This is a genomic window from Glaciihabitans sp. dw_435, from assembly GCF_018449675.1.
Classification (GTDB): Bacteria; Actinomycetota; Actinomycetes; order Actinomycetales; family Microbacteriaceae; genus Glaciihabitans.
This window is the reverse complement of the sequence record NZ_JAAVUZ010000006.1, coordinates 198,712-208,694: the sequence shown is the minus strand read 5'-3', so window position 1 is coordinate 208,694 and position 9,983 is coordinate 198,712. Positions and strand designations below refer to the sequence as shown.

7 protein-coding genes are annotated in these 9,983 nt (G+C 65.0%); all 7 read right to left on the bottom strand.

The window, feature by feature from the left end; genetic code table 11:
* Nucleotides 1-114: 114 nt before the first annotated feature.
* Nucleotides 115-1,296, bottom strand: coding sequence for an ROK family transcriptional regulator (locus HB677_RS10645; protein WP_213815693.1), 1,182 nt, complete (start codon nucleotides 1,294-1,296; stop codon nucleotides 115-117).
* 15 nt (nucleotides 1,297-1,311) lie between these two features.
* Entirely contained in the window at nucleotides 1,312-2,733 is a 1,422-nt protein-coding gene (locus tag HB677_RS10640) for a GH1 family beta-glucosidase (RefSeq protein WP_213815666.1), read from the bottom strand.
* Nucleotides 2,730-5,078 (bottom strand): alpha-xylosidase, encoded by a 2,349-nt coding sequence (gene yicI / locus HB677_RS10635; RefSeq protein WP_213815665.1) that lies wholly within the window; start codon nucleotides 5,076-5,078, stop codon nucleotides 2,730-2,732. The genes HB677_RS10640 and yicI overlap by 4 nt, the downstream gene beginning before the upstream one ends.
* 21 nt (nucleotides 5,079-5,099) lie before the next feature.
* Entirely contained in the window at nucleotides 5,100-6,011 is a 912-nt protein-coding gene (locus tag HB677_RS10630; protein ID WP_213815664.1) for a carbohydrate ABC transporter permease, read from the bottom strand.
* Nucleotides 6,011-6,991 carry a carbohydrate ABC transporter permease gene (locus tag HB677_RS10625; protein ID WP_213815663.1) on the bottom strand — a complete coding sequence of 327 codons (981 nt, stop codon included), beginning with the start codon at nucleotides 6,989-6,991 and terminating at the stop codon, nucleotides 6,011-6,013. The genes HB677_RS10630 and HB677_RS10625 overlap by 1 nt, the downstream gene beginning before the upstream one ends.
* Before the next feature lie 86 nt (nucleotides 6,992-7,077).
* Nucleotides 7,078-8,394 carry an ABC transporter substrate-binding protein gene (locus HB677_RS10620; protein ID WP_213815662.1) on the bottom strand — a complete coding sequence of 439 codons (1,317 nt, stop codon included), beginning with the start codon at nucleotides 8,392-8,394 and terminating at the stop codon, nucleotides 7,078-7,080.
* 188 nt (nucleotides 8,395-8,582) lie between these two features.
* A complete protein-coding gene (locus HB677_RS10615) occupies nucleotides 8,583-9,980 on the bottom strand; it encodes an ROK family transcriptional regulator (protein WP_213815661.1) in 1,398 nt (465 codons plus the stop codon).
* Nucleotides 9,981-9,983 lie beyond the last annotated feature (3 nt).

Below are 9,983 nucleotides of genomic sequence, written 5' to 3'. Positions count from 1 at the left end.
CGCCCCGAAGAGCCGCATTCGCCCGCGTTCGCGTCGGCGGCCCTGCCAAACCGGCGACCAGGCCACGGGGCACCGGGCGACGGGGGCGCCATGCCGCGAAGGCGTCGGGCGGACTTAGAAGCTGGAGGGGTCCGCGAGGATGCTTTCGAACGCGAGCTCGGCCGCTCCGATGATGAGGAGGTTCTTGCCGAGTTCGGCGCGCGCGATCCGCACGCTGTCGCGCGCCGCGGGCAGCGACTGGTCGGTCGCCCCTCGCTCGAGACGACCCGGGTTCACCGCGTACAGCGATCCGAGGAAACCGCCGAGCACGATCAGCTGCGGGTTCAGGGTGTTGATGGCATTGCGGAGGGTGATGGCGAGGGTGTCCACCTGCCGGTCAATCTCCTCCGTCACTTCCGCGGACGAGGATTCGAGCATGGCGGCCTCGAGATCGTCGGCGTCCTCCACGTCAACGCCGGTCAGCTGCAACAGGGTCGATCGACGAACCTCGGTCTCGAGGCATCCGACCGCCCCACAGTGGCACACCACGCCGGAAGAATTGACGAGCGTGTGACCGAGCTCCCCCGCGTAGCCCGAGACGCCGCGCAGCGGAGAACCGTTGACGATCGCCCCGCCACCGATGCCGCTGGCACCGCCGTTGAGGTAGATCAGGTCGGTCAGTCCGCGACCGGCGCCGAAGGTGCTCTCGGCCAGCGTGCCGAGGCGGGCGTCGTTGGCGGCGACCACCGAGAATCCGGTCGCCTCCTCGAGCATCTCCGACAGCGGCTCGTCCACCCAGCCGAGGTGGGGGGCGAGGCGCACGAGGCCATCGTGCGAGCGCACGAGTCCGGGCACCGCGACGCCAATTCCGACGGCCCTGTGCGCGAGGTCAAACTCCTCGCGCAGGCCGTCGATGATCTGCGCACTGATGGCGACGGCCTCTTCCGCGGTGGGAACGTGGTCGACATTGTGGCGGATGCGCCGGAGCACCGTTCCTCCCAGGCCGACGATCCCCACGGTGATCGCATCGATCTCGGGGTTGATCGCAATTCCCACGGCCCGCGGTCCCGGGCGCACGATGGGACTCGGACGCCCCACCTGATTGCGCGAATCCGGGTCGACCTCGACCACCAGCTCCCGCTCGACCAGCTCGCCCACGAGGGCGGCGATGGTCGAGCGGTTCAGCCCTGTCTGGCGGGTGAGCTGCGACCGGGAGATCCCGTCGTTGCCGTGAACGAGGCGCAACAAAACGGAGAGGTTGTGGCGGCGAACAGAATCGTTACTGTTGCCCTTCCCCTCGTTCCGGCCTTGCGCCATGCTCACGGGTGGCTCCTAGCCGGGGATACGTCGGGTACGAATGAGTTCGGTCAGCCAGTGACCGCTGTCCTTCACGATGCGTTCCTGGCTGTCGTAGTTCACGTGAACGATACCGAACCGTTTGGTGTAGCCGTAGCCCCACTCGAAGTTGTCCATCAGCGACCACACGAGGTAGCCGCGCAGGTCGACACCCTTCGCCATGGCGCGGTGCGCGGCAACGAAGTGACGCTGCAGGTAATCGACGCGCTTGTCGTCCTTGACCCGACCGTCGACGACCTCGTCCGCAAAGGCGGCGCCGTTCTCGGTGATCATGAGCGCGGTGTCGGGGAACTGGGCGCTCAGCGAGAGCAGCAGTTCTTCGAGACCGTCGGGCGCGATGTTCCAGCCCATCTCGGTGTACGGCGGCTTCTGCACGACGAACTCCACATCGCGACTGCCGGGGAAGGGCGAGCCACCCATGTCCTTATGGCCGTCGGCGTTCTGGCGCTCAGACTTGCCGTCCCACATGCGCACGGTGGCGGTGGAGTAGTAGTTCACGCCGAGGATGTCGATCGGCTGCTTGATGAGCTCGAGATCGCCGGGCAGAACGAACTGCCAGTCGGTGATCGACGCGGTGTCCTCGAGGAGATCCTGAGGATATGCCCCGAGGAGCATGGGTCCGGTGAACGCGCGGTTCGCCAGGGCGTCGATGCGGCGCATGGCCTCTTCTTCGCCGTGTCCGCCGGGGCGCAGCACGTGGAAGTTAAGCGTCACCGAGTACTCGGGGTCGTTGGTCACGACGTTGCGCAGCTCGGTGAGAGCAAGACCGTGGGCGAGGTTGAGGTGGTGCACTGCGGTGAGCGCGGCGAGCGGGCTCATCACGCCGGGGGCGTGCGCGCCCGAGCCGTAGCCGAGGTAGGCCGAGCACCACGGCTCGTTCAACGTCGTCCAGGTGGCGACGCGGTCGCCCAGTTCCTTACCCACGATCGCCGCGTACTCGGCAAATCGGTAGGCGGTGTCGCGGTTGGTCCAGCCGCCCTTGTCCTCGAGCTCCTGCGGAAGATCCCAGTGGTAGAGAGTCGCGATGGGCTTGATGTCGCGGGCGAGGAGGCCATCGACGAGGCGCGAGTAGAAGTCCAGCCCGAGCTTGTTGACCTGGCCGGAGCCGGTCGGCTGGATGCGCGGCCACGCGATGGAGAACCTATATGCCTCGAGGTTCATGCTCGCCATCAGGTCGAGGTCTTCCTCAAGCCGGTGATAGTGATCGTCCGCAACATCGCCGGTGTCGCCGTTGGTGATCTTGCCGGGGGTGTGGCTAAAGGTGTCCCAGATCGAGACACCGCGGCCATCCTCGTGAGCAGCACCCTCGATCTGGTACGACGCGGTCGCGGAGCCCAGCAGGAAGTCCTTACCGAACTCGAGCCCCGACTCGCGGTAGTCCGTCTCTTCGGTTGTCACAGTGCGACCTCACTCTTTCCCGCGGATGCCGACGCAGTAGCGCCGCCGACAACCCTAACCTGCCACGTGTCGACGTCCGGCGAGGTGATGGTGACGGCCTCGTCCGTGCGGTCGACAGTGAAGGTAGCGGATGTCCCGTCCGGGGTCGTCACCGAAATCGAGCGAGTTCCCGCCGTCGCCGTCGGGTACACCTCCAGCGTGAGTCCGTCGAGGTAGTCGTAGTCCGGGCGGTCATCGCGGGCGCCGACCGGCAGGACTGCTCCTTCGCGGATGTAGATCGGCATGCTGTCGAACGCGTGCGTCTCGGTGCGCCATCCCCCGCCGGTGACGCTCTCACCGGTGAGGTAGTTGGTCCACGTGCCGGCAGGAAGGTAAAACTGCACCGATCCGTCGGCGGTGAAGACGGGAGCTACGAGTACATCGGGGCCGAACATGTACTGGCGTTCGAGGTAGGCGCAGCTCGGGTCATCCGGAAACTCAAGAATCATCGGGCGCAGCATCGGCACGCCGGTGTTCGTCGCCTCGATGCCCGCCGCGTACAGGTACGGCATGAGCGCGAGCTTGATCTTGGTGAACTTGCGGGTGACCGCGGTGGCGCTCTGCGGGTCTTCCGCCTGGCCCTCGGCGAGCTCCTCGTCGAAGACCCACGGGACACGGTACGAGCTGCTGCCGTGCAGGCGGGAGTGGCTCGACATCATGCCGAACGCGACCCAGCGCTTGAAGACGCCGGCGTCGGGGGTACCCTCGAAGCCGCCGATGTCGTGGCTCCAGAATCCGAAGCCGCTCAGCGCGAGCGAGAGTCCGCCGCGCAGGCTCTCGGCCATCGATTCGTGGGTCGAGGTTGAGTCTCCACCCCAGTGAACGGGAAGCTTCTGTCCACCGACGGTGGCAGACCGGGCGAACAGCACGGCATCGCCCTGTCCACGCTCTTCCTCGAGCACCTCGAAGACTGCCTCGTTGTACAGCTGGGTGTACCAGTTGTGCATGCGCTCGGGGCTGGAGCCGTCGAAGTAATCAACCTCCACGGGGATGCGCTCACCGAAGTCGGTCTTGAACGCGTCGACACCCTGGTGCAGCAGCACGCGGAGCTTGTCTTTGTACCACTGCTTGGCGTCAGGGTTCGTGAAGTCCACGAGTCCCATGCCCGCCTGCCAGAGGTCCCACTGCCACACGTCGCCGTTGGGCTTCTTCACCAGGTATCCGGCGGCCGCGGCCTCGGCAAACAGGGGTGCACGCTGGGCGATGTACGGGTTGATCCACACGCAGAGGTGCAGGTCCTTCTCGTGCAGGCGGGCGAGCATGCCCTCGGGGTCGGGGAAGGTGCGGCTGTCCCACTCGAAGTCGCTCCAGTTGAATTCGCGCATCCAGAAGCAGTCGAAGTGGAACACGCTCAGCGGCAGATCGCGCTCGGCCATCGCGTCGATGAAGCCCGAGACGGTGGCCTCGTCGTAGTTGGTGGTGAAGCTCGTGGTCAGCCACAGTCCGTACGACCAGGCGGGCACGGACGCGGGGCGCCCGGTCAGCTCGGTGTAGCGGCTCAGCACGTTCTTCGGCGTGGGGCCGGCGATCACGTAGTACTCGAGGCTCTCGCCCGCGACCGAGAACTGCGCGCGCTCGACCGACTCGGAGCCGATCTCGTACGACACGTGGCCCGGGTGGTTCACGAGAACGCCGTAGCCGCGGTTGCTCAGGTAGAAGGGGATGCTCTTGTACGCCTGCTCGCTGGAGGTACCGCCGTCGGCGTTCCAGATGTCGACGGTCTGGCCGTTCTTCACCAGCGGTCCGAACCGTTCGCCGAGACCGTAGATCAGTTCCCCGACGCCGAGCGCGAGCTGCTCATGCACATAGCTGGGCTTGAGGGGGGCGGATGTCCCGGCGCGGGCGTTTCCCACCAGACCCGGGTCAACCTGCGCGTCCTTATCGAGCTGCATGTAGCCGATCGACTTCGCGCCGCTGGAGGTGAGAACACGTCCGCCCGACTCGAAGGAGAGGTTCCACGGTGCACCCGCGCTGATGCGGGCGGTGAGGTTGCCGCTGGTCAGCGTGGCGCCCTCATCGGTGGACTCGACAACGCCGTGACCTTCGGCCGAACCGACCAGGTCGAACCCGATCTCGTCTCGCACTCCCTGGAAGTGTTCGATGCGAACACCGATCACTCCCTCCATGGGAGAAGTGAGGGTTACGGTCATGACCGGGCGGTTGAGCGTCATTCCGCGGGAGGCGATGACCGCGGTCGGCGCCGTCACGGTGAGGCTGTGCTCGCCGGCGAAGATGTCATACGCCTCGGAGGCGTACAGGGCGGTGACTCCCGGGCGAAGCTGCCAAAAGCCGTCAGTGAACTTCATAGTGGGGGAACGTCCTTGTTATTACTTGACCGCGCCCGCGGTGATACCGCGCGTGAGGGTCCGCTGGAAAATGAGGAAGAAGATCAGTGTCGGGATGAGACCCAGCAGTGCGGACGCACTCGTGGTCGTGACATCCATCAGCCTGTCGCCCTGGAGGCTGGCAATGGCGATCGGCACCGTCTGGTTGGAGTTGCTCACGAGGAATGTCAGCGGGATGAGGAACTCGTTCCACGTCCAGATGAAGAAGAAGATGAGCAGCACAGACAGGGTCGGACGACTGATCGGCACGATGACGCGCCACAGGATCGTCCAGCGGCTCGCGCCGTCGAGCGATGCGGCCTCGAGGATCTCCTTGGGGAAGGTGCCGTACACCGACGACAGGAGGTAGGTACCGAACGCGCTCTGGATCACCGTGAAGATGATGATGACCGACCACACGTTGTCGTACAGACCGATCGACTTGAACATGAAGTAGAGCGGGTAGAGAAGGGCTTCCTGCGGGAGCACGTTGGCCAGCAGGAAGAGCACGACGATCCAGGTGCGTCCCTTGACCCGGCCGATGCCGATTGCGTAGGCGTTGAGCACCGAGACGATCATGGCGAGGAACGCCACGACGGTCGAGATCAGGATGCTGTTCCACAGCTTCTCGGGGAAGTTGACGCGGTTCCAGAACTTCGTGATGCCATCGAAGCTGATCTGCGCGGGCCACTGGAGGGCGCCGCCGGTGGCGTAGTCCCCCGCGGTCTTGAACGAGTTGATGATGATCAGGTAGAACGGCACCACGATCAGGAGGCCGACAATGATGGCCGCGAGAAGGATGAACCAGTCACCGACGGTGCGGTTCGACTTACGCTTGCGGACCTTGAACGTGTTGTCACGCTTGCCCGTCGGGTCGACGGTGGAACGAACACTCTGGGGGGCGATGGTTGCCATCAGCGATCACTCTCCGCTTCCTCTGCCCGGTTCTGGGCCTTGATGAAGAACACCGACACAACGACGATGACAATGGTCAGGGCGGTCGCGATGGTCGCGCCGTATCCCACTTGCTGGCTCTGGAAGAACTCGCTGTACGAGTAGTAGCTCGGAACGATGGTGCTGTTACCGGGGCCACCACGCGTCAACGTGTAGATCGGGCCGAAGACTTTCAGCGCCGCGATGGTCGACGTCAGCGTGACGACGAAGATCTCGGGACGGATGATGGTGACGGTGATCGAGCGGAACCGCTGGAACCAGTTCGCTCCGTCGAGTTCCGCCGCTTCGTACAGCTCGGGGTCGACGCGCTGCAGTGCCGCCATGAAGATGACGACGGGGTAGCCGATTTGGATCCAGACCATGACGGCCATGATCGACAGCAGTGCGGTGTCGGGGCTTCCGAGCCAGTTGTGCTCGAGTCCGCTGAGGCCGACGGCGCCGAGGATCTCGTTGAGCGCTCCGTTGTCCGGGCGCAGGATCCAGCCGATGACGATCGCACCGACGGCGACGGGCAGAATCTGCGGCAGGTAGTAGGTGGCACGCAGGAAGCTGGCGAGACGTCCGCCGAACTTCTTGCCGATGAGGTCGAACAGCATGGCCGCCAGCACGAGGCCGACGAGCGTGGGGATGATCACCATGGCGATGATCAGCGCGACGCTGTTACCAAACGAGGTCCAGAACTTGCCGTCCGCGAAGAGTTCGATCCAGTTGTCGAATCCAATCCACTTGGGCGGGCGGATGCCTCGGTACGAGGTGAAGCTGAGGTAGATGTTCCACACCAGCGGCACGATCACAATGAGCGTGATCAGAATGAACCCGGGGATCAGGTAGAGCCAGTATCCGGAGAGATTGAGACGGCCGCCCTTCTTGGGGGTGGGTCCGTCACCCGCCGATCCCTGCGTGCGGCCGGGCTTCGCCTGGCTGAGTGGCACCGTGGCCATGACTATCTACCTTTCTTATGCAAAACAAGGGGTGTCCGTGGGGAGGGACGAACGCGTCATCCGCCCCTCCCCACGATCCGGTGGTGCTACTTCGTCAGGTCGTCCACGCCGGCCGCGTACTCGTCGCCGAGTTCGGTCAGAACGCCCTTGGTGTCCTTCGTGCCGTTCACGAGCTCCTGCAGACCGGCGTTGAGCTGGTCGTAGAAGGTCGGGGTGGGCCAGTCGGGGTAGAAGCCAATTCCGTCACGCGCAGTCAGCGTGTTGAAGTTGTCGATCAGTTCCTTGCTCTTCGGGTCGGTGATGTCCGAGGCGGTGGCCGCCACGGGGATTCCACCGTTGTTACCGATAAGGGCCTGGATCTCCGGGCTCATGGTGATGTCGATGAACTTGTACGCGAGGTCCTTGTTCTTCGAGTTCTCCGGGACAACCCAGAGGTTTCCGGACGAACCGGGAGCCATGTCGGACTCGGGGTAGAGGAACGTTCCCCAGTCGAAGCCCTTGATCTCGTCAACGAAACGGCCGTACCACCAGCTACCGGAGTAGAAGATCGGGTTCACGCCCTTTTCGAAGTTGGTTCCGGCGTCTTCGGCCTTGAGGCCGGTGGCGTCCTTCGAGATGTAGCCCTTGTCGACCCAGCTCTTGATGGTGTCGGTCGCGAACGTGAAGTCCTCGTCCTGGAAGTCGACCTTGCCCGTGTAGGTCTGGTAGTCGGTGACCCACTGGCGGGTCGCCTTGCTCAGCGCGAGCTGGTACCAGAGCTGTCCGAGCGGGTACTCGGCGACGGACTCGGCGAGCGGCGTGATGCCGGCGGCCTTGAACGTGGCGAGTGCTGCTTCGAACTCGGCGAACGTCGTGGGAACCGCGACGTTGTACTTCGCGAACATGTCCTTGTTGTAGTACGTCTCAACGAACTCACCGTAGTTGGGGATTCCGTAGAACGCGCCCGAGCCCATGACGCCGGTGTCGCTGTAGCGAGCGGTCGTCTGGATGGACTCGGCAAGCTTCTTGTCCCAGCCGTACGCCTTGACAGCGGGGTCGAGGTCGGTCAGCAGGCCCTGGCTGGCGAGCAGGCCGGCGGTGGCGTTGCCCTTGTTGTACTCGAGAATGTCGGGGGCCGCGTTGGAGTTGAGAACCTGGCTGGCGGTCGAGCGAATCTGCTCGAAGGCCTTGGGCTCGTACTTGACCGTGGCGCCGGTCTCCGCTTCGAACTTCTTAATTGCTGCGTCCCAGGCGATGCCCATGGCGCTGGTTTCACTCTCGTAGTGCCAGAGCGTGAGGGTCTTGCCCTTGCCCTCGGGACTGGTGTTGACAGTCGCGTCGTCCGTTGAGCCAGCGGAACAACCCGCGAGCAGCAGCGCCGCCGTAGTGAGAATTGCACCCACTGCGATATGCCTCTTGCGCATCACTTACCTCCTTGTAGGGAGCGGATGTCGGCGTTGCGGCCGCATGTGCATCCACTCCGATGCTGTTTGTTGTTGACGACAACATAGTCTTCTTGGGAGCGCTCTCGCAAGTACTCTCGCGAATGTGCCCGAGATTGTTATCTGTGGTTCATCACTCGTCCGCCGATCACGGCGACAGAAGCCAGCAATCAGGCGGAAAAGTTGAACTCGCCAACAATCGAGGGTACGTCAGCGCCGGACACCGGCCCGCCGTCGCCGGTCGCCAGCGTCGCGTCGCCGGTCGCCAGCGTCGCGTCGCCGGTCGCCAGCGTCGCGTCGCCGGTCGCCAGCGTCGCGTCGCCGGTCGCGGGCTGTCGCCCATCACCGGCGGACAGCCGCGGTGCCGTGACGCGTTCGAAGGCGGCGGGGTCGTAGAGCAGGGCCTCGAACACAAGCTCCGCTGCACCGATCAGCAGCTGCTCCGAACCGAAGCGGGCAGGCACGAGGCCCACCGACTCCCGCGCCGAGCGAATGGTATGCGCGCTGAGGATCGACTCCATGTATGCACCCGCTCCCTCGCACAGCGCGGACAGGAACCCGGCCAGCACGATCACGCTGGGATTGAACAGATTGACGGCGTTGCCGACGGCGATGCCGAGGTACTCGGTGTCCTGGGCGATCACCTCGCGCGCTGCATCATCCTCGGCCGCGGCGAGCGCGGCCCCGAGCCCGGCGATCTCATCGGCGCGCAGCCCCACCGCGTCGAGCAGCGCCGTCTGGGTGACCTCGGCCTCGAAGCATCCGCTCGATCCACACGAACACCGGGTGCCCGATGACCGCACGAACGTGTGCCCGATCTCGCCGGCATGGCCCGCACTGCCCGTGAGGAAGGTTCCGCCCGAGACCACTCCCCCGCCGATGCCGCTCGCGCCGCCGATGATGTACACGAAGTCGTCGACATCCCGGCCGACGCCAAACACCGCCTCCGCCCGCATCGCGAGGGCCGCGGCGTTGGCGGCAAAGGCCGGCACGCCGATGGCGCGTTCGAACATCTCGGACAGCGGTTCCTCGTACCAACCGAGGTGGGTGGCCTCGCGCACGAGGCCGTCGGCGGTGCGCACCTGCCCCGGCACGGCGATGCCCGCGCCCACGACGGTGACCGAGTCCTCCATCCCGGCGAGCAGACCCGCGACTGCACTCGCAGCACGGTGCACCACGTCTGCGGACAGCGGCGGCACAGGGGTGGCGATCCGCACCGACTTGAGCACGCGACCGCCGAGTCCCACGAGACCGATCGCGATGACGTCGACCTCCGGGTTGATGGCGATGGCGACGATGCGGTCGGCCGCGTGCACCACGGGAGACGGGCGTCCTGGGCTGGCGCCCAGGTGAGGCATCCGCTCGCTCACGAGTCCCAGCTGGGCAAGATCTGCAACCACAGCCCCGACGGTCGAGCGGTTGAGACCTGTCAGGCGAGTTATTTCGGCGCGCGACCGAGGCCCCTCGCGGTGAACGAGTTCGAGAATCGTGGACAGATTCGCACGTCGCAGCTGGTCGGTGGTGGTGCCACCGACGCTACGCCTACCAGCAACATTGCTCGATGACATGCG

Coding starts and splice junctions, on each gene's coding strand:
- HB677_RS10645 (WP_213815693.1), bottom strand. CDS start 1,296: ATGGCGCAAGGCCGGAACGAGGGGAAGGGCAACAGTAACGATTCTGTT.
- HB677_RS10615 (WP_213815661.1), bottom strand. CDS start 9,980: ATGTCATCGAGCAATGTTGCTGGTAGGCGTAGCGTCGGTGGCACCACC.
- HB677_RS10630 (WP_213815664.1), bottom strand. CDS start 6,011: ATGGCAACCATCGCCCCCCAGAGTGTTCGTTCCACCGTCGACCCGACG.
- HB677_RS10625 (WP_213815663.1), bottom strand. CDS start 6,991: ATGGCCACGGTGCCACTCAGCCAGGCGAAGCCCGGCCGCACGCAGGGA.
- yicI (WP_213815665.1), bottom strand. CDS start 5,078: ATGAAGTTCACTGACGGCTTTTGGCAGCTTCGCCCGGGAGTCACCGCC.
- HB677_RS10620 (WP_213815662.1), bottom strand. CDS start 8,394: ATGCGCAAGAGGCATATCGCAGTGGGTGCAATTCTCACTACGGCGGCG.